13 protein-coding genes are annotated in these 20444 nt (G+C 61.9%); 12 read left to right on the top strand and 1 reads right to left on the bottom strand.

Annotation, left to right across the window (positions count from 1 at the left end; genetic code table 11):
• The first annotated feature begins 169 nt into the window (after positions 1 to 169).
• From IPM84_09810 to IPM84_09755, 12 genes are all read left to right on the top strand, one after another.
• Positions 170 to 514, top strand: coding sequence for a DUF2007 domain-containing protein (locus IPM84_09810; GenBank protein MBK9093061.1), 345 nt, complete (start codon positions 170 to 172; stop codon positions 512 to 514).
• On the top strand, positions 471 to 2708 hold the full coding sequence (locus IPM84_09805; GenBank protein ID MBK9093060.1) for a DUF2723 domain-containing protein: 2238 nt from the start codon (positions 471 to 473) through the stop codon (positions 2706 to 2708). The genes IPM84_09810 and IPM84_09805 overlap by 44 nt, the downstream gene beginning before the upstream one ends.
• Positions 2709 to 2732: 24 nt before the next feature.
• Positions 2733 to 3755 (top strand): TIGR03617 family F420-dependent LLM class oxidoreductase, encoded by a 1023-nt coding sequence (locus IPM84_09800; GenBank protein ID MBK9093059.1) that lies wholly within the window; start codon positions 2733 to 2735, stop codon positions 3753 to 3755.
• 43 nt (positions 3756 to 3798) lie between these two features.
• Positions 3799 to 4668 carry an NAD(+)/NADH kinase gene (locus IPM84_09795; protein MBK9093058.1) on the top strand — a complete coding sequence of 290 codons (870 nt, stop codon included), beginning with the start codon at positions 3799 to 3801 and terminating at the stop codon, positions 4666 to 4668.
• Positions 4669 to 4693: 25 nt separating this feature from the next.
• Positions 4694 to 5578, top strand: a complete 885-nt coding sequence (locus IPM84_09790) for a tetratricopeptide repeat protein (protein MBK9093057.1) — start codon at positions 4694 to 4696, stop codon at positions 5576 to 5578.
• Positions 5579 to 5602: 24 nt separating this feature from the next.
• Positions 5603 to 6385 carry an ABC transporter ATP-binding protein gene (locus IPM84_09785; GenBank protein ID MBK9093056.1) on the top strand — a complete coding sequence of 261 codons (783 nt, stop codon included), beginning with the start codon at positions 5603 to 5605 and terminating at the stop codon, positions 6383 to 6385.
• A 56-nt stretch (positions 6386 to 6441) separates the two neighbouring features.
• Entirely contained in the window at positions 6442 to 8145 is a 1704-nt protein-coding gene (locus tag IPM84_09780; protein ID MBK9093055.1) for a hypothetical protein, read from the top strand.
• Between the two features lie 50 nt (positions 8146 to 8195).
• Positions 8196 to 10310: an STAS domain-containing protein gene (locus IPM84_09775; protein MBK9093054.1), complete on the top strand. Its 2115-nt coding sequence runs from the start codon at positions 8196 to 8198 to the stop codon at positions 10308 to 10310.
• Positions 10311 to 10389: 79 nt separating this feature from the next.
• Entirely contained in the window at positions 10390 to 11358 is a 969-nt protein-coding gene (locus IPM84_09770; GenBank protein MBK9093053.1) for a fructose-bisphosphatase class II family protein, read from the top strand.
• A 36-nt stretch (positions 11359 to 11394) separates the two neighbouring features.
• Positions 11395 to 12129, top strand: coding sequence for a histidine phosphatase family protein (locus IPM84_09765; GenBank protein ID MBK9093052.1), 735 nt, complete (start codon positions 11395 to 11397; stop codon positions 12127 to 12129).
• A 604-nt stretch (positions 12130 to 12733) separates the two neighbouring features.
• A complete protein-coding gene (locus IPM84_09760) occupies positions 12734 to 13816 on the top strand; it encodes a hypothetical protein (protein ID MBK9093051.1) in 1083 nt (360 codons plus the stop codon).
• A gap of 3 nt (positions 13817 to 13819) precedes the next feature.
• Positions 13820 to 14368, top strand: a complete 549-nt coding sequence (locus IPM84_09755) for a hypothetical protein (GenBank protein ID MBK9093050.1) — start codon at positions 13820 to 13822, stop codon at positions 14366 to 14368.
• A 2658-nt stretch (positions 14369 to 17026) separates the two neighbouring features.
• Here the strand turns inward: IPM84_09755 and IPM84_09750 are convergent.
• Positions 17027 to 20416 (bottom strand): response regulator, encoded by a 3390-nt coding sequence (locus IPM84_09750; protein MBK9093049.1) that lies wholly within the window; start codon positions 20414 to 20416, stop codon positions 17027 to 17029.
• Positions 20417 to 20444 lie beyond the last annotated feature (28 nt).

The raw sequence follows: 20444 nt of genomic DNA, 5'->3' as shown, positions 1-20444 counted from the left end.
GTAGGTCAAGAGTGCATTTCGCGCAAACAACGCCCGGCAGCAGGCGGCCGCCAAGCGCACGCGCCCGGCGCCTTGTCACCTCTGCACCGGACATGCTATAATCAGATGGGTGCCGCTCGCGGTCGCCCACGGTCAGCAGACAACATATCACACCACAGGAGAGAAACCCATGGCACAAACAGCGCAAGAAAATGCAGGCGCGCAACCCACCCACCACGCGTCGCGACACCACGCGCCGGAGGGACTGGTGATCGTGGCTGAAGCCGCCGGCGAACTCAACGGAGAGATCATCCGTGGCCGGCTGGAGAGCGCCGGTATCCCGGCGGCTCTACAGTACGAGAGCATGGGCACCAGTCTCTTCCCCGTGCCCAGCGTCCCCCTGGGCGTTGTGCGTGTATTGGTGCCGCAGGAGTTCGCAGACGCGGCCCTGGCTCTCCTCAGCGTCGAGGCCGACGCCGACGATGCGTTCGATGAAGAAGCTGATGCCACCGCTGACGCCGATGACGCCAACTGAACGGCTGCGGCGCAGCGCAGAGCGCATCGTTCATCACCCGCGCCTGACCGCGCTGGCGCTCGCTCTCGGCGCCCTGCTCCTGTACCTGGTGACATTAGCGCCCAGTATTCCGCCCACCGACAGTGGCGAGTTGATCCTGGCGGCCTGGTTGCCCGGAGTGGCGCATGCGCCCGGTTTTCCCTTGTGGATCGTCTTGGGCTGGCTTTTCAGCCACCTGCTGCCCATCGGCAGCATCGCCCAGCGCCTCAATGCTATGTCTGCCTTTTGGGGTGCGGCCGCCGTGGGCATGACCTACCTGCTGTTGCGCGCGGCGCTGCAGCCCGAAACCAGGGGACAGAGGCCGGGGATCAATGGCGATTCCCTCGTCTCTGCTCCCTGGTTTCTGGCTGTCTCAGCAGTCATCGGCGTGGCGGTCACCCTGACCTTCGCGTTCTCGCGCACGCTGTGGGCATGGAGCGTGGTGGCCGAAGTCTACAGCCTGCACGTCTTCCTGACGGCCACCATCTTGTGCCTGCTGCTGGCCTGGCGCCACCATGTGCAGCAGGGGGAGCCGCCGCGACAGGCCGGCCGCTGGCTGATCCTGGCCGCCCTGGTCTACGGCCTGGCCCTGGGCAACCATAACCTGACGATCGGCCTGTTGGCGCCGGCCATCATCTTCTGGCTGTGGAGCAACCGCCGCGGCTTGAACCTGCGGCTGATCGCCCTCAGCGCGCTGGCGCTGGCCCTGGGCGCGTTGATCTACCTCTATCTGCCCTGGCGCGCCAGCCAGGATCCGCTGCTCAATTGGGGCGACCCGCACAACCTGGAGCGCCTGTGGTGGCATGTGAGCGGCAAGCAGTACCGCGTCAATCTGTTCGGCGGCACATGGGAGAGCATGGGGCGTGAGCTGGTCGCTGGGCTGTTGCTGTGGACGCAGCAGTTCACGCCGCTGGCGGTCCCGCTGCTTCTCGGCGGCGTGTGGGCGCTGTGGCGCCGTGACCGTGCCCTGACCCTCTTTAGCCTGCTCGTGGCGTTCTTCGGCGTCAGCTACGCGGTCATCTACGAAATCGCCGATGATCGTGACGCCTATTACCTGGCCTCGTTCCTGGTCTCAACCCTGTGGCTGGCCGCGGCCTGGCAGTGGCTGCGCGATTGGGCGCTGGGACTGAACGCGGTGGTCCCCGCGCCGGCACGGCCCGCTGAACGCACCAAGGCGAGCGAAAATCGCACCAGGACGAGCCGCCGCCCGCCGTCCCAGCCGGCGCGAGGCGCCGACCAGCGGCGCCGGGCGCCGCTCCCCGCGCCGGCTGGCTGGCGACGTCTGCTGCCGCTGACCGTGCTGCTCCTGCCCCTGCTCACCCTGGCCTGGAACTGGCGCGAGGCCGATCATCGCCATTACATCTATCCGGCTCTCTATGCGCAGAACGCCCTGGACGAGGCCGCGCCTAACGCCCTGATCCTGACCGGCGACTGGCAGCTCTACGCGCCGCTGTTGACGCTGCAAGGGGTGGATCAGCAGCGGCCCGATGTCGCCGTGCTCGATGTGCTGCTGTTTCAGAATCGCCCCTGGTATCACCGCCAGATCGAACTGAGCCATCCTGATCTGCTGACGCCGGTGACAGCCGAGCACGAAGCCTTCCTGGTCAAGCTGCGTCAGTTCGAAGCCGATCAACTGGCCGAAGATGATGCGGAGATCAGTCAGCGTTACACGGCCCTGTGGCAAGCGCTGCTTCGAAGCGCACTGGCCACGCGGCCGGTCTATGTGACGCCGGAGGCGCTGGGGCATTTGCGCCAGTTTGAGCTGGACCTGAGCGGCCAGGCACTGCCCGGCGGGGTGCTCTTGCGTCTGCTGCCCCAAGCGCCCACAGGGGCGCCGGCCCTGCCGCCCTTAGCCTGGAACGTAACGCCATTCAGCGAGGCCATCGCCGCCAATCGCTACCTGGATGAGCCGGCGCGCAAGATTCGTCGCGCCCATGCCGTCATGGCCGTCAACCGTGGCACGTTCAGCCAGCGCTTCGACCGCCCGGCCGAGGCGCTGACCGATTTGCAGTTGGCGACGCAGATTGATCCAACGTACAGCCTGGCCTATCTGCTGCTGGCCGATGTGCAGCAGCGCCAGGGCGACCTGACCGCGGCCCGGCGTTCGCTGCTGGCGGTGCTGTTCCTGGAGCCGGACAACGTGCAGGCACAACAGCGCCTGGCTGCCTTGAAATAACGCGTGATGCGGGAGTGAAGAGCGATGAAGATTGATGTCGTTTTGTCTTACGAACAGGGCATCCATGATGCCGGCACGGCCGCGCGTGCGGCTGAAGAACTGGGCTTCGATGGCCTATGGACGGCCGAAACGCAGCACGATGCTTTCTTGCCCCTGGTGCTGGCGGCCGAACACACCCGGCGCATCGAACTGGGCACGGCCATCGCGGTCGCGTTCTCGCGCAGTCCCACTGAACTGGCCTACACCGCCTGGGACCTGCAGGCGCTCTCGCACGGGCGTTTCATCCTGGGGTTGGGCACGCAGGTCAAGGCGCATATCGAGCGCCGCTTTGGCATGGCCTGGGATTCGCCCAGCGCGCGCCTGCGTGAGATGATCCTGGGCATGCGCGCCCTGTGGAACTGCTGGCAGAACGGCGCACGCCTCAACTTTCGCGGCGAGTATTACAAGCTGACGTTGATGTCCCCCTTCTTCAACCCTGGCCCCATCGAACATCCGCGCATCCCCATCTACATCGCGGGCGTGAACAAGGGGCTGTGTCAGTTGGCCGGCGAGTTGTGCGAAGGTTTCCATGTCCACCCCTTCCACACCGTCAAGTACCTGCAGGAGGTCACACTGCCCAATATCGGCATTGGACTGGTGCGCAGCGGCCGTCAGCGCAGCGATATCAGCCTCTCCAGCTCGGTCTTTGTCATCACCGGTCAGGATGCCGAAGCGCTGGCCGCCTCACGCCAGGCCGTGCGCAGCCAAATCGCCTTCTACGCGTCCACCCCAAGCTATCACAGTGTGATGGAAGTACACGGCTGGCTGGAGACCGCGGAGAAACTGGGCATGTTGGCCGCGCGCCAGCAGTGGCAGGAGATGGCCAGCCTGATCACCGATGACATGCTGGAGATCTTTGCCGTCAGCGGCGCGCCGGACGAGTTGGCGGCGCAGATTCAGCAGCGCTATGCCGGCCTGCTCGACCGCGTCAACTATTACGTGCCCTTTGTGCCCGGTCAACAGGATGCGCATTGGCGCCGCGTCGCTGGGGCGTTCCATCAAGTTTGAGGTCAAATTGACCCTCCATCATCGGTCTGATACAATAGCCGCTATGCCAAATCATGCACCAGACAATCCGACTCTGCGCCGCATCGGTATTTTACACCATCCCAAAAAGCCGGACGCTCTGCCGTTGGCGGAACGGATCGCGACGGAGATTCAGCGCCGGGGGGGTCAGCCGTCGCTCTTCTCGGCCTGGGAAGAACAAGAAATCAGCGCTCATGTGCAGGAACTCGATCTCCTCATCACCCTCGGCGGTGATGGCACCATGCTGCGCGCCGCACGCCTGGGCGCTCGCTTCCACGTGCCCATGATCGGCGTCAAACTGGGCCGTCTGGGTTTCCTGGCCGAAATTCAGCCCGATCAATGGCAGGAACCGTTGCAGCAACTGCTGGCGGGCCACTACTGGCTGGAAGAACGCATGATGCTCGATGTCTCAGTCAAACATCATGCCAACGAGAACCCGCACGATCATCACTACGAGGCGTTGAACGATGTGGTGGTCAGCCGCGGCAGCTTGGCGCGTATCGTGCGTATCGCCACGTCGCTCGATGAGGGCTACGTGACGACTTTTGCAGCCGATGGCGTGATTGTGGCCACAGCGACCGGTTGTACCGGCTATGCCCTGGCGGCCGGCGGCCCCATTCTGCCGCCCGAACTGAAAAATATCCTGCTCGTGCCCATCGCGCCCCATCTCAGTTTCGACCGGCCGCTCGTGCTGGCGCAAGGCGCCACCGTCAGCCTGCAGGTCTTCGCCGATCATCAGGCCATCCTGACTGTGGACGGGCAGTTCGAGATTGACGTGCATAACGGCGACACCGTGATCGTCACTTCCAGCCCCAACGTCGCGCGTTTCTTGCGGCTGCGGGCGCGTAACTATTTCTATAAGACGCTGATCGAGCGGCTGAAGTGGAATGTATAGAGGGCAGAGGGCAGAGGGCAATGAGATGGAAACTGTAGTGGAAAAATTAGCGCGTGCTTCGGCGGCGATGCGTGTGGGGGAGATGCAGCAGGCGCGCAGTTTGTACGAAGAAGCGATTGGCGACGCGCCAGACAATGTGGAGGCCTGGCTTGGTCTGGCCGGCCTGGTCGGCAGCCCTGACGACAAGCGCGCCTGCTTCGAGCTGGCCTTGCGGCTCGACCCGGCCAACCGGGAAGCCGTCGCCGGCATCGAGTTCCTGCGGCGTCGCAGCCAGATTCCCCTCAAGCAGGGTGAGGTCGCGCCGCTGCCCGATGCTACCCTGGGCAGCCTGATCGAAAAGACGAATCAACGTCTCGCCGCCGCAGAAGCGCAGGCCGACCGTGGCGCGCCGGCGCCCATCGCTGAGGAAGAACGGATCTTCTGCACCAATCATCGCACCGTCGAAACGATGCTGCGCTGCAACAAGTGTGATCGCCCCATGTGCGTACGCTGCGTGCGGCTGACCGATGTGGGCTACCGCTGCAAAGAGTGCATCACCGGCCAGCAGACCATCTACTTCAACGCGCAGTCGCTCGACTATCCGATTGCCTTTGGCGTCGGCTTCATCGTCTGCGCCATCGCCTCACCCCTGGCCGGGCTGCTGCTGGGCAGATTGGGTTTCTTCGGCCTGTGGATTGCCGTGCTGATCGGCTCCGCGGCCGGGGGCATCCTGGCCGAGATGATCCGCCGCGCCATCGCCCGCCGGCGCGGCCGCTACCTGTGGGTCGTAGCAATTGGCGGAATCCTGCTGGGCGTGCTTGTGGGCAATATCGCCATCTTCTTGTTCACCGGATTTTTTCCCCTTCTCAGCCTGGTCACGCTGATCTTCACCGGCCTGGCCCTGAGCACGACGTACGCGCGCCTGCGCTAAATTCATACTGGAATTCGATTTGATATGACATTGACAACAACTGCGAGTGACACATGGGCCATCGAGGCGCTTGGCCTGCGCAAGACCTACGGGCCGCTGGAGGCGGTCAAAGGCGTCAATTTACAGGTGCGCGGGGGCGAGATCATGGGCTTCCTGGGGCCGAACGGCGCAGGCAAGACCACCACGATCAAAATGCTGACCGGCCTCCTGACGCCAACGGCCGGCACCGCGCGCATCTGCGGCTACAACATCCAGGCCCAACCCATCCAGGCCAAGTCGTGCATCGGCTACGTGCCCGATACGCCCAACCTGTATGGCAAGCTCAACGCCTGGGAGTTCCTGCGTTTCATGGGCCGTCTCTATCGTGTGCCGGCCGCACTCCTGGAAGCGCGCGCGGCCGAACTGCTCAAGCTGTTCGACCTGGAAGAGGCCGCGGGCGACCTGCTGGAAGGCTACAGCCACGGCATGCAGCAGAAGATGGTCCTGGCCGGCGCGTTGATCCACAACCCGCAGGCGCTCTTCCTGGATGAGCCAACCGTGGGCTTGGATCCCAAGTCGGCCCGGCTGATCAAGGCTCTGCTGCGCCAGATTGCCGACCGCGGCAACGCCGTCTTCTTCTCCACCCACATCCTGGAGATTGCCGAGCGCATGTGCGACCGCGTGGCCATCATCAACAAGGGCGAGATCATCGCGGTGGGCACGATGCAGGAGCTGCGCGCCGGAGGCGTCAGCGGCTCGCTGGAGGACATCTTCCTCAGCCTGACCGGCGGCGCGGACTACGCGGAGCTGACCGAACTGCTTTCATAGCCACCCAGGGCCACCCGGGGCTGGAGCCACACAGACGAGTTTTGGTGTAGAAACAAATGATCGCTGATACCCTACTCTTATTGCAACTGCGCTGGCAGTTGAACTGGAATAACTGGCGTAAACGCACCCGCTGGCGCAAAATCCTCACCCTGGTGGGCGTGCTCTGGCTCACGGTCATCGGGGGCGGCCTCTCCGGCGCCATCGGCTGGGGCAGCGCGGCGGTGGTGCGGCGTTTCCTGGGCGCCGGGCTGGAGCCGCTCGTCCCTGGCTTGATCCTGACCGCGGCCGCGCTCATCTTGCTCTTCAGCGCGTTCAGCATCGCCCTGGGCAGTCTCTTCTTCAGCAATGACCTGGAACTGCTGATGGTGGCGCCGGTCAATCGCCGTGCGGTCTTCCTCTCCAAACTGCTCGATGGCATCGCCTGGTACTACGCCATCCTGGCGATCACGGCAGTACCGGGCCTGTTCGCCTACGGCTGGCGCCTGGGCTACCAGGTCTGGTATTTTTTGTTTGCCCTACTCACGCTGCTGGGCGCCCCCCTGCTCACCGCCGGCATCGGCGCATTGGCCGTCATGTTGGTGGCGCGCTTTGCCCCGGCCCACCGCGTGCGCGAGGTGCTCGGCTTTGTGGCGGCCATCTTCGGCCTGAGCTGCAGCCTGCTCGGCCAAACCTCGCGCTTATGGGCGGAGCGCTTCGAGCAGTTCGAATCCGATCCGCAGGCGCTCCTGGCTGCCGTCGAGCGTTTTTCCAATGTGCCCTTGCCCACGCTGGTGGCTGGTCGGGGTTTGGCCGCGGCCGGCTATGGCCGCGTCGGCGCCAGCCTGCTCGACCTGGCGGTCTTTCTCCTCATCACCTTCGGCTTTTTTGCCCTCTGTGTCGTGCTGGCCGACAGCCTGTACACCAGTGGCTGGACGCGTATGCAGAGCACGGGCACAGCGCGGCGCAGTGCGCGCGACCAGGCGCGCGCGCGGCGCGGCGGTGCGCTGGTCAATGCGCCCAGCCTGCTCACGATTGCGCTCAAAGATTGGCGCGTCATCCCGCGTGACCTGCGCAACTTTGCGCAGATGCTCTCACCGCTCCTGCTGGTGCCCATCATCTATATCAACATCGTCACCAACGGCGGCCCGCGCGGGCAAGCCAACATCAGCCAGTTTCTCGGTCGTTTCGAGGGCGGCGGCCCGCTGACGCTAATCGAGATCGGGCTGGCGGGCAGCGTCCTCTTCATCGCGTCGCTTGTCTTCACCCGCGTCGCGCTGACCAGCATCAGCATGGAGGGCAAGTCGTGGTGGCTGCTCAAGGCGGCGCCCCTGGGCAGTTGGGAACTGCTGCGCGGCAAATTCCTGAGCGCCTACATTCCCTTTGTCGGCCTGCATCTTCTATTGATGCTCGGCGCGGCCATCTGGCGCCGGTTCAGCCTGTTGGCCTTTACTTACACCACCCTGGGCACGTTGATCCTGGGCGCGGGCGTCATGGCCGTCTGCGTGGGGCTGAGCGTACCCTGGGCGCGACTCGACTGGGATGATCCGCGGCGCATGAGCTCTGGCTGGGGCGGCCTCATCGCGTTCATCATCCAGACCACCTACACGTTGATAGGATTGGCATTTCTGGCCCTACCCGCGCTGGCTGCCATGTGGCTACCCGCATGGGCGCCGGTTGCCTGGCTGATCGGTCCGGCCGGCGCGCTCGTGCTGACCTTCGCGGTCAGCTTCCCCATCCTCAGCTTTGGCGTTCAGCGCCTGGCGCGAGTGGGAGAGAGCTGACTATTGAGTAAGCCGTGAGTAAGGGTTTTTCACTTCCTGTTTCCTTTTTCTTGTCTCCGGCGGTACGGGCCGTGCCGCTTCTGTTTCTGCGCCCGGTTTATCTGCTGCGCACTTACCGCCGTACCAACTTGCAGCCGGACATGCTGGCCGGGCTGACCGTGGCGGTGGTGCTCTTGCCGCAGGCCATTGTTTTTTCGCTGCTGGCCGGGTTGCCGCCGCAGATGGGCATCTACACCGCGGTGATGGCTGGCATCGTGGGCGCGCTGTGGGGCTCTTCCAGTCATCTCAACAGCGGGCCAACCAACGCTGCCTCGGTGCTGGCGCTCTCGATCCTGGCGCCCCTGGCCGCGCCGGGCACTCCGCCCTTCATGGCCGCGGCCGGTATGTTGGCCGTCATGTCTGGCATCCTGCGCATCGCCATGGGCATTGCCCGCCTGGGCATCCTGGTCAACTTCGTTTCCGATTCCGTCATCGTCGGCTTCACGGCCGGCGCGGGCGTGCTGGTGGCCGTGGGAGAGGTGCGCCACCTGCTGCGCCTCGATTTCAGCGCGTCGGGCCTTTTGGACAACCTGATCAAACTGGCGCAGACCGCGCTGCAGGCGCATCCGCTGAGCATGGCACTGGGCCTGGGCGCGGTCGGCCTCATCTGGCTGCTCAAGCGGCTGAATCGGCGCCTGCCTGGCCCGTTGATTGCCCTGGGGCTGGCCGGCGCGGTGGTGGGCCTGGCCGACCTGGCGAGCGCCGGCGTCAAGATCACCGGTCAAATGCCGGGCGGGTTTCCGCCCCTGGCCCGCCTACCGCTGCTCGACCTGACCCTGATCGGGCATCTCTCCACCGGCGCCCTGGCCATGGCGGCCATCGGACTGGTCGAAGCCACGTCCATCGCCCGCTCCATCGCCAGCCAGAGCGGCGAGCGTCTCAACAGCAACCAGGAGTTCGTGGGACAGGGTCTGGCCAACATCGCATCCGGCCTCTTTTCCGGCTACCCCGCCTCCGGCTCCTTCAATCGCTCCGCGCTCAATCTTGAGGCCAAGGCGCGTTCCCCTCTGTCCAATGTTTTCGCCAGCCTGTTCGTCCTGATCGCCACGCTGCTGCTCGGCCCCCTGGTGGCCTTCGTCCCGCGCGCAGCCCTGGCCGGCGTGCTCATCGTGGGCGCCTATGGCATGATTGACCGCAAGGAGATGCAGCGCATCTGGCGCGGGGCGCGTGGCGATACGCTCATCATGGTGGTGACGCTGCTGGCAACCCTGCTGCTGCCCTTACAATTTGCGGTCCTCTCTGGCATCCTGATGTCGCTGGGCTACTATCTGCTCAAAACGAGTATGCCACAGGTGCGTTCGGTGGTGCCGGATGAGCACTTTCGCCATTGGATCTTCCAGCCCAGCAAGCCGGTCTGCCCGCAGTTGGGCGTGGTGGACATCCTGGGCGATCTCTACTTTGGCGCGGCCAGCCATGTGGAGGAGATGGTGCGGGCCTTGCAGGCGCAGCATCCCACGCAGCGTTACCTCCTGCTGCGCATGCAGAGCGTGGATCACTGCGACATCAGCGGCATCCACGCGCTGGAGAGCATTCTGCGTCTCTATCGCGAACGGGGCGGCGACGTCTACTTCACGCGGGTACGCGAGCCGGTATTGAAGCTGATGAAATCCACCGCCTTCTACCGGGATGTGGGCGCCGATCACTTTCTGGGTGAAGACGACGCGGTCGAACACCTCTTCTACCATGTGCTCGACCCCGCCATCTGCATCTACGAGAGCGATGTACGCGTCTTCCGCGAGTGCCAGAACCTGCCGCGGCCAGAGTACAGCGTGCCGATCGTCCTGCATACCGACATTCCGGCCGGTATGCTGACCGAGATCGAACCGCGCGCGCTCTGGAATCGCCTGCGCGAACAAAGCGCGCCCATTGTCGTGGATGTGCGTGAGCCGCGTGAGTTCATGCGGGGACACATTGCCCAGGCACAGAATATCCCATTGAATGAGCTGCTGACCCGACCGCTGACCCTGCCGCACGACCGTTTGATCATTCTGGCCTGCCGCGCCGGGCGGCGCAGCGCACGCGCCACCTACGCGCTGCACAACCAGGGCTATAACAACTGCGGCGTGCTCAAGGGCGGCATGCAAGCCTGGGAAGATGCCGGCCTGCTGGAAGCGGTGGATGGGTAACTGTTTTCGCGGCCGGGAGTTCCGAACTCGTTCGGGGAGCCGCCAAGAGAGGTTTTGAGATATGCCAAACGCACCTTCGATGGTCAAAGTCGTCACCTCACGCAACCTGGGTCTGGATTTGGTCCGCGCGACGGAAGCTGCGGCCCTGGCGGCCGGGCGCTATGTGGGCTTGGATCATCCCGACGAGGCCGATCACATCGCCGGTGACGCGATGTACCAGATCCTCAACTCGCTAGACATGGACGGCTATATCGTCACCGGCGAAGAACTCAAACTGGGAATGCATTCACCCTTCGACACCGGCGCCCGCATCGGCACCGGTAAAGGGCCGATGTTGGATGTCGTGGTGGACCCCATCGAAGGCCGCAGTTTGCTGGCTTCGGGACGATCCGGCGCCATCGCCGCCTGCGCGGTGGCGCCGGTCGGCAGCATGTGGGCGCCGCAGCAGGCCATCTACATGGAGAAGATCATCGTGGACGCCGAGGTGGCCCCCGCGCTGGTGCCGGAGTGCATGGACGCGCCGGCCGCCTGGACGTTGGCGCTGGTGGCGCGCCTCAAGAAAAAGGACATTCACGACCTGGTGGTCTTCGTGCTCGACCGGCCGCGCCATGCCGAGCTGGTGGATGAAATCCGCCGCGCCGGCGCCCGCGTCATGCTGCGCGCGGCCGGCGACGTGGCTGGCGCGCTGCTGGTGGTGGCGCCCAACGGCCGCGCCGACATGCTGATGGGCGTGGGCGGCGTGTCCGAGGGCATCATGGCGGCCTGTGCGGTGCGCGCCCTGGGCGGCGGCATGTTGGGACGCCTGGCGCCGCAAAGCGATGTCGAGCGTGAGGAGATCAAGATTGCCGGGCTGAGCACGCGACAGATCCTCAGCGCGCGCGAGATCATCGCCAGCGACAATATCTTCTTTGCCGCCACCGGCATCACCGATGGGCCGCTCCTGTCTGGCGTGCGCTATCACGGCAAACGGGCCGAGACCCATTCGTTGATCCTGCGCGGCGAAACCGGCACGCGGCGTCTGATCTACGCCGAGCACGTGCTACACTAACTCATTCATCTCCTTTGTGCGGAGGTTCTTCGAGTCGTGGAGCTTTATCTGATTCGCCATGCCCAGTCCACCAACAACGCCCTGCCTGACCAGACCCTGCGTGTGGAAGACCCACGCCTGACCGACGTGGGCTGGCAGCAGACGCGGCGTCTGGCCGATTACCTGGCCGCGCAGCGCCTACCCGCGACCGAGGCGGCGCACCTGGCGACCAACGGCAGCAATGAATTCAATCAATTCAATCAGCAGGGCTACAGCTTCACGCGCCTGTTGGTCAGCCCGATGACGCGTACGCTGCAAACCGCCCAGGTGCTGGCCGACGCGCTGGGGTTGATTCCAGAGGTGTGGGCTGACATTTTCGAGGTCGGCGGGATTTATCTGGACTATGGCGGACCGATTGGTGAGGTGGGACTGCCGGGCCGCACGCGCACCGATCTGCAGGCCGAATTTCCGCAGGCGATCTTGCCGGACGCCATCGGCGAAGATGGCTGGTGGTGGGGCGGCCGCGAAACCCGGCCGGAGAGCCTGCTGCGCGCCGGCCGGGTGATGGAGCGCCTGGCCGCATGGGCTGGCACGGACGAGCGCATCTGCATGATGACGCACGGCGCGTTCAGCGACCGCCTGCTCAAAGTCTACGGCCAGCAGGCGTTGGATGGCGTGGCCTATTTCTTGGTCAACACCGCGATCTCGCGCCTGGATGTGCCAGCCGCGGGCCGCATCTCTATTCGCTACCTCAACCGCTGCGCACATCTGCCGGCCGATTTGCTCACGTAAAAATGCTTTTGCGTTGAGGACCGCCCCGTGAATGAATTCACGGTCTGATACACCGAAACCTGCTGAAGCAGGTTGGTGTTGGGTGTGTCAGTTCAAGGCGTAAAATTCGTGGCAGAACGAATTCACAAGCTGAATCACCCGTGAATGAGCAGCGCTCTCCCGAATATCCTTTGCGTCTTTGCGCCCTGGCGTCTCTGCGTTGAGGACCGCCCCGTGAATGAATTCACGGTCTGATACACCGAAACCTGCTGAAGCAGGTTGGTGTTGGGTGTGTCAGTTCAAGGCGTAAAATTCATGGCAGAGCGAATTCATAACCCCAACCACCACAACCCCACAAGACCAGTTCCCACCAGCGTAACCCGCTTGAGCGGGTTTGACGTATCAGACACCGAATTCATTCGGTGGGCTTGATACTCCGCGGTGAATTCGTCTGGATTTGCTGAGGCAGGCCGGCAGCCCTTGCCAAAGGCCCGAAACTACGGTAAAGTGGAGAATGCAAGGCGGAAATCACCGCCGAGGGCGCAACATAGCTCACACCAAGACACCAAGACACCAAGACGCCAACCGATTCCTTTGTGTCTTAGTGGCTTTGTGTGAGAATTCCTTGAAGAAGTATTTCCCTGTCTGGAGGCTGACGATGAAAACGCAGCGTCAATTCCTATGCGTAGCCTGGCTTGCTGTCTGCGCGCTGCTCCTGCTGAGCGCCTGCCGCGGGCCGACGCCCATCGCCGGCCGCGTGGCTGAGATCACCGCCACGAGGGGCGCATCGAATACGCCGCTTCCCGCCCCTGACACCGCCACCCCAACCGCCACCCCCACCCGGCCGGCCATTGACACCGCCACCCCAACCGACACCAACACGCCGATTGTAGACCCCACCGAAACATCAACACCCACCCCAACGGCCGAGATGGTGACGGGGCCGGCCATTGCGGGGCTGAGCCTCAAGCCTGATGGCAAGGGCGGGATGCAGTATGTGGCGGAAAAGGGCAATCCCTACGGCGTTACTGTGGGCGAGGTGGTGGGGCGAGTGTCGTCGGTGCAGGTGTTGGGCGCGCCGAGGTGGGACGGCCAGCAGAAAAAAACGATTCGCGAGTTTGCGCCGGCGCCGGCCGTGGTGATCACGGAGCCAAAGGTGCTTGCGAGGCTGACAGAGCAAGCTAACACCCCGGAGGAGATAAAGAAAGGCAACTGGAAAATCGCCCTGCCATTTGAACCCGGACCTGAGACGAGGATGTGGGAAGTTCCAAGTCCGGCTGGGCCAATAATGATAGACATCAATGGCCTGCCAAAAGATAACGTCATAGTAAATCCATACCACATTCCCATGAAAATTAAGAGCTACAAGCCGGGTGCAGGGCTGTCAAAAAGCGTTCAGATCAGTAAGGTCAAGTTTTTTGTACCGAACCAACTTGCTCCTTACCAAGATATTAATTGGGGTCCCGGTTTGACCTTCTATAACGCCGACGCGGTATTTGTAGATAACGCGGGCAAGCAAGTGGCGCCCGGAGAAGCAATACTCAAAGGAGTCAGAGGAGACCTGCTACCGGTTTCAATGTATGGGAAAAATGTACAGGTAGAATTGTATATTGGTTCCCTTGACTTGAGTAAAGCCGGCGATTTTTCATTTCACCATGTGCTTCAGGCCAACGGCGCATTTGTATTTGCCGGCAACAAAATGAGTTGATTTTTGCGCGGACTTTCCTCTATACTGATGTATATGAGGCGCAAACTACTTTTACTTTTTCTTGCTCTGTCTGTCGTTGTTCTTGTTTTCACTGTCGTGCTGCTGACGACCCGCCGGCCCGGCAAGCAGACTGCATCCACTCCTACTCCTGCTACCCGTTTTTTCTGTCCGGTTTCCAAACAGTACTGCAAGACAGGCAAAGTCGTCACCCTCGAAGGCCAATACGCCGGGGTGGGCTATGCTTTGCCGGTCGGAGCAGGCCTGTTCGCGGTGTTTGGCGGGGGTCTGCGGCCCGGGTGGGCAGTATCGTCTGCCAGCCGGGAGCCTCTGATCATTTTGGAAAACAAGAAGCTGAAACTGGAGGCCGTGTACCGTATCACCGGCCAAAGTTTCACCCGCTATGATGTGGCCAGGCAAGGGGAAAAGATTGCGGAGGCGCAGGAAGCGCGCTTGGTCGGATCAGGCTTCAACATAGTTATTTATCTTCGCCGGACAGATGCCAAGAGCAAGCCGGTTATGCTGATCCAGCCGGCTGATTTTACAACCTTATGAGAAACGCATTTGTCTGCGCCATTGCTGCTTTCCTTGTCTTGAGTGTTGCCAACGTGTATTTTCGGCATTCGGCGGATTTTTCCGTTCAGGCGCGAAGCTGTGCGGAAAACTGCGACTGTACCTATGAGGGAGACCCGGACTGCGCGCCCGGCGCGCTCTGCCGGGAAGACGGCTGTACCCGACCTCCTCCTCCCAATGTTTGTTGTGTGCCGGGGAGCGGAGAGTCTGTGTGTCAGGGAGAGCGGATCTGGACCTATTTTCATAATGCGGAATGCCTTGTTGATGAGGTAGATCCTCGATTCGTCACAGACTGCTCCTACCACTGGGAGCCTGTGCGCTGCCCTGTTACAGACAGTTGTCTGGGCCAGACTGGCCTGCGGCCGGGAAAATGTACTTCTGATGGGTGTGCTATTGGAACTTCTATTTATAAAACCTGCTGTAACGCCTATGGTCAGGCTGTGACCTGCTTTAACGGTGAGTACGACGGCATTTGTACACCCAATCAGACAGTCTGGGGATCCGGCGTGAGCAGTGACTGCGCCGGAAGCGGAAGCTCTTCATCTGCCCCTCCGGGAAGTCCTACCATAACACCCATTCCGCAAGGATGCGAAGGTTCGAACTGGGGAGGGCCATGTAGCAACTGGAATGGAAATGCCAGCGGATGTTGGAGTAATGGACAGTTTAACGGGGCACCAAGCTGTAACTATTGCAGCAATAACAATACGTGTACCTGCGGTGCGTGCGATGTACAACCGCCAGGCTGTCAACCGGGTGAGTTTATGTGTCAAAACAACGGCTCGTGTTGTCGAAGTGCGAGCACATATAATAGTACTAACTGTAGTTGTTCCGGTAATGCATGTACAGGAGACTGTCGGAAAGGTAACCCATTTGATCCGGATAATATATGGCGTGGCGGAACTAATGGTAACAGCCAGTGTAACTTAACCTATCTGGCTGGACATTATAGATGGACGCCCGGGGACGGGGGCATTGGCGATGCCAACTGCGAAGATCAGTGGTGTGAGGATAATACGTTCAACTGTAAAGACACCTGCTGCGGTTCCTTGTGGCCGGCGCCAACGCCGGTTACTTTATCTGCATCTCCTCTTTGCACGAACACCAACAGCACCTGGAGCTGGACAGGACAAGCCGGAAACTATGATGTCTCTCGCCAAAACTCGGCCGGCGCCACTGCCTGGAACTGGACAAGCTCTGTCTCCGGCAACTCGTTCACCCCATCTTTTTCAGGCTACGCGACCGGCAACTACGGTATTCGTGTTTCCTGGAAAATGGCAGAGCCGATCTGGTCCTCCTGGCTCAACATCGGCCGCGACGTCACAGCTCCCACAACGCCCGGCGGGCTGAACTTAATCTGTAACACCAACGGTTCAGTCTCGGCCTCTTGGAGCCCTGCGACCGATACAGGCTGCGGCGGGTTGCACAACTATCCGTACTGGGCGCGGCTTTCCACAGATCCCAATTTTGGCTCATCATCTGTCATCTATTCAAACGATACCTGGCCCGACGGTTGGACATCGGGTATTACCAAATCAACGCCGGCCAGCGCTTTTGGCCCGGGCATCACGGTCTACGGCAGAGTCCGCTCCCGCGATAGTTTTGATACGCAATCAGCATGGGCAACAAATGATTCTTGTGTTTTTCCAACTGCCATCCCGTCGCCCACACCGGGTACACCGGTGGTAAATGCGAGTCCTGCCTGTACAAGCGGTAATGGTACATGGACATGGTCTGCAGTATCTCCCGCAGCAGCATCCTATGATCTGCAACGACAGGGAAGCGGATGGGACTGGACAAGCAATCAGACAGCGATCTCTTTTACATCCAATTTCAACTCGGGTTTTTCAACCGGCAGCTATGGCGTGCGCGTCGCAGGGAAAAACGTATCCGGACAAAACGGAAACTGGTCAAACTGGGCGAATATCAGCAGAGACATCTCTGCGCCGTCAGTACCCGTTACACCCAATGGGACATATGCTACCGGCGAGTGTACTTTTTCCTGGACAGCTTCTTTAGACGCCGGATGCGGCGCATGCGCTGTCAATAAAGCATGCACCTACTGGCTGCAGGGAAATTGGACCGGAGGTGGGGTGGGAAGCGCCTGCCGCGGCGCACGCTCCTTACCTGGCGGGCCTGCGCAAGGTTGGACGCTCCCCTCCTCTTGCGCAGGCTGGCTGCCACACAAATCACCGGGCAAGCCGACAGCGCCCGACCGTAAACGGATCGGGCTACGAGGTGGAAGGCCCTGGCGGGCCTGCGCAAGGTTGGACGATTATTCGGCTGCCCAACCCTCGCAGGGGTACGTACACGGTGACTGGCGTGTCCGCCGGCCTGCTGCCCCCGTACAACACAACGCCCGGGTTGGACGATTATTCGGCTGCCCAACCCTCGCAGGGGTACGTACACATCGCAGCGTTGACTTGGCACGGTGTCGCGTGCCTCTGAGGTCGTCATCTTGCTGCAGCCCTGCGAGGGGGACGGTCTGAAGACCGTGTTACAACGACAACTGCGCAAGGTTGGACGATTATTCGGCTGCCCAACCCTCGCAGGGGTACGTACACATCGCAGCGTTGACTTGGCACGGTGTCGCGTGCCTCTGAGGTCGTCATCTTGCTGCAGCCCTGCGAGGGGATGTCATGCTCAGTCGGCGCGGCGGATGCGTTCGATCTCAACTTCGAGGCGGTCGAGCCAGGGCTGTGCGTTGCTCAGGTCCTGGCTGCGTCCCATGTCTTCGAGGTGGGCACAGAGGTAAGCCACCCGTTGTGCGCCGAAGCTGCCGCCGCTGCCTTTGAGGCTGTGCGCGGTGCGCTGCAACGCGTTGGCGTCCTGGCTTTGCAGCGCCTGGCGCATCTTGGCGGTATATTGCGGCAGGTCGCCCGTGAACTGATGCATGATCTCATCCAGGATGTCCGGCTGCCCGGGCATACTGCCGCCGATGGAGCGCAGCTCGGCCAGAACCAGGGGATCGAGAGGCGGCGCGGCAGCGTACTGGGTGACCATCTGGCGCAATTCCTCCGTCTTGAACGGTTTACTGACGTAGGCGTCCATGCCCGCCGCCAGGCAGCGCTCGCGATCGCCGGCCAGCGCGCCGGCGGTCAGCGCGATGATGGGCACATGCCCGCCGCGACGGGCCTCGAACTCGCGTATCTGTTCCGTCGCGGTAAACCCATCCACCTCTGGCATCTGCACATCCATCAGGATCAGGTCATAGGGTTTTTCCATGTAGGCCTGCACCGCCAACCCGCCATGGTCCACCACATCAACCTGGTACCCCAGACGGGTGAGGATGTGCGTGGCGAGCTTCTGGTTGACCGGGTTGTCTTCGGCCAAGAGGACATGCCCCCCTGCGATCAGTGCCGGCGCCGGTCCGGGTGTCTCCGTCATGCCAGCCTGACGAGGTGTGCGTGGCTCATGTGTGGCGCCAAGCACGGTGACCAGGGTATCGTAGAGCGCAAGCTGGCGTATCGGTTTGGTGAGACTGGCGGTAAAACCGATGGTGTCGGCCATACGCTCCAGGCCAAATTCACCGACCGACGTCAGCAGGACCAGCGGCGTCGCGGCCAGCACGGGGTCGCGCTTGACCTGTACACTCAACATGCCACCATCCATGTCGGGCATCTGCCAATCACACAGAACCACGCGGAAGGGATTGCCCGACCGCTGTGCGTCGCGCAGCGCGGTCAGCGCTTCGGCGCCCCCGGTCACTTCCACCGGTACACATTCCCAGCTCAACAACTGCTGATGCAGGATGAGGCGATTGGTGGCATTGTCATCCACGACGAGCACGCGCACGTTGCGGAGATCGGCCGGTGTCGCTGCCTCGCCAGTTGCCAACGCCGCTTGTTTGCCGAACACCGCCGTAAACCAGAAAATGCTGCCCCGGCCCAGTTGGCTCTGCGTGCCGATCTTGCCGCCCATCAACTCCACCAGTTGTTTGCTGATGGCCAGGCCCAGCCCAGTGCCACCGTACTTGCGCGTGGTGGAGCCATCGGCCTGCACGAAACTCTGGAAAATGGTTTTCTGTTGTTCTGGGACAATGCCGATGCCGGTATCGGAGACCACAAAGCGCACGATGATCTGCGTGTCGGTCTCCTGTTCACGTGTCACCTGGACAATGACCTCGCCATGCTCCGTAAACTTGATCGCATTACTGACCAGGTTGGTCAACACCTGGCGCAGGCGCATGGGGTCGCCATGCAGACGGGTCTGCACATCGCGATGGATGAGGGTTGCCAGTTCGAGTCCCTTGCTCTGCGCCGGTCGTGCCAGCAGTTCGGCCACATCTTCCACCACATGTTGCAGGTCGAAATCGTCATGTTCCAGTTCCATCTTGCCGGCCTCGATCTTGGAAAAGTCGAGAATGTCATTGATGATGAACAGCAGCGCTTCGGCGCTGTGGTGTGCGGTGTTGACATAGTCGAGCTGCGTCGGGTTCAGGTCGCTGGCGTGCAACAGATCAAGCATGCCGATGACGCCGTTCATCGGGGTGCGAATCTCGTGGCTCATGTTGGCCACGAACTGGCTCTTCAAGCGCGCCGATTCCAACGCGGCATCGCGTGCGCGCAGCAGTTCGCGCTCGGCTTGCTCACGTTCCAACAGGCGCGCATAGGCCTCGGCGGTGTTGCGCACCGCGGTCACCTCCTCCGGCAGCCATTGCCGCGCGTGGCGTACCTCGTCCAGCCCGATGAAACCTGCCAGTTGGTTGTTGACGGAAAAAACGACGAGCAAGAGCGCCTGCACGCCCTGCGGGCGCAGAAGGCGCTGTACTTCTTCGGGCAGATGCTGCGTGGTTGAGGCAATGATCAGGCCCTGTTCATCGAGAATGTGCTGCCAGGAAGGAATGGTTTCTTCGACGGCAATACCCTGCAGATGCTGAATCTCCGGCGCGACCCCCTCTGCGCACCACTCATGCGTATTGTCCAACAGGCGGTCCGTGGTTCGATAGCGGAAGATATAGGCACGCGACACATCGAGCGTCTTTCCCAGGCGCAGCAAAACCTCATCCACGGCCTGCAGCCCGCTGGTCAAGAACTGCTTGGACATGTCGCCATGCACCACCGCCAACTCCAACAGGCGGCGCTGACGTGCTTCATCCTTTCTCTGTTGGGTGACATCGCGAAAAATACCCCGCGTCGCCAAAAATTTGCCGTCTTTGATGTTGGGCGTAACATTGCCTTGCACGATGACGCGGCCACCCTGGTGTGTGACAAAGGCGGCTTCCAGGTCCAGCGCCGATTGGCCTTGCAACACCTGCTGATATGCAACCTGGCATGCCGGCCATGATTCCGGTGCAATCACGTCGGCCAGCGTCAACTGCAACGCTTCGGCGTCGGTATAGCCCAGGGTGCGGCGCCAGGCGTGATTGACGAATTGATAATGACTGTCGCCATTCACAATTTGGATGAGATCGGTGGCGTTTTCGAACAGATCGCGAAAGCGCTCTTCGCTATCGCGCAGCGCGGCAAACGAACTGTGCATGGCATGGTTGGAACGCCAGTAGCTCAACATTGTCACCGCGCACAGCAGCAGGACCAGCATACTGGCTTGCACAAGATCGGCCACGGTGAAAGGGCCAGGCGGTGCGTAGAACAACCAGGGAGTGGTGTCAATCTGCTGCTGCCATTCGATCACAGCCAGCAGATTGAAGATCCCAAAGCAGAAGGCGGCGATGGCGACAAACCAACGCGGCGGGAGGAATTGGCCGGCGGTCAGGATGGGAATCACATAAAGAAAAATAGCAGGGCTGCGCGCCCCGCCCATGACGAAGATACCGCCGGTATAGAGGATGCAACTGATGAGAATCAGCATGCCGATGCGCAGAGGACGATAGGGCTGCTGACGGCCGACACGCCACAGGCGGTAGTAGACCAGAATGGCGGCAACCGCAATGATGCTACCCACCACGATCTGGTTGTAGGCGCGAAAGGCGAGGCCAATGCCCCCCATGATGACATAGATCAGCGCCAGATTGCCAGTCTGGATCCAGAAAAAGGCGTCCCAGGTGCGTTGATCGTTGCTCTCGTTTGGCATAGATGTGAAGCTCCCAATCGGCCAGAGC

Origin of the sequence: Candidatus Amarolinea dominans, assembly GCA_016719785.1 — a bacterium.
Lineage (GTDB): Bacteria > Chloroflexota > Anaerolineae > SSC4 > Amarolineaceae > Amarolinea > Amarolinea dominans.
This window is presented reverse-complemented; position numbering and strand designations above follow the sequence as displayed.

What these genes read in the sequence shown, in the direction of transcription:
- IPM84_09750 (MBK9093049.1), bottom strand. Translation starts at nt 20,416, where the DNA reads ATGCCAAACGAGAGCAACGATCAACGCACCTGGGACGCCTTTTTCTGG.
- IPM84_09780 (MBK9093055.1), top strand. Translation starts at nt 6,442, where the DNA reads ATGATCGCTGATACCCTACTCTTATTGCAACTGCGCTGGCAGTTGAAC.
- IPM84_09770 (MBK9093053.1), top strand. Translation starts at nt 10,390, where the DNA reads ATGGTCAAAGTCGTCACCTCACGCAACCTGGGTCTGGATTTGGTCCGC.
- IPM84_09795 (MBK9093058.1), top strand. Translation starts at nt 3,799, where the DNA reads ATGCCAAATCATGCACCAGACAATCCGACTCTGCGCCGCATCGGTATT.
- IPM84_09805 (MBK9093060.1), top strand. Translation starts at nt 471, where the DNA reads ATGAAGAAGCTGATGCCACCGCTGACGCCGATGACGCCAACTGAACGG.
- IPM84_09810 (MBK9093061.1), top strand. Translation starts at nt 170, where the DNA reads ATGGCACAAACAGCGCAAGAAAATGCAGGCGCGCAACCCACCCACCAC.
- IPM84_09790 (MBK9093057.1), top strand. Translation starts at nt 4,694, where the DNA reads ATGGAAACTGTAGTGGAAAAATTAGCGCGTGCTTCGGCGGCGATGCGT.
- IPM84_09785 (MBK9093056.1), top strand. Translation starts at nt 5,603, where the DNA reads ATGACATTGACAACAACTGCGAGTGACACATGGGCCATCGAGGCGCTT.
- IPM84_09800 (MBK9093059.1), top strand. Translation starts at nt 2,733, where the DNA reads ATGAAGATTGATGTCGTTTTGTCTTACGAACAGGGCATCCATGATGCC.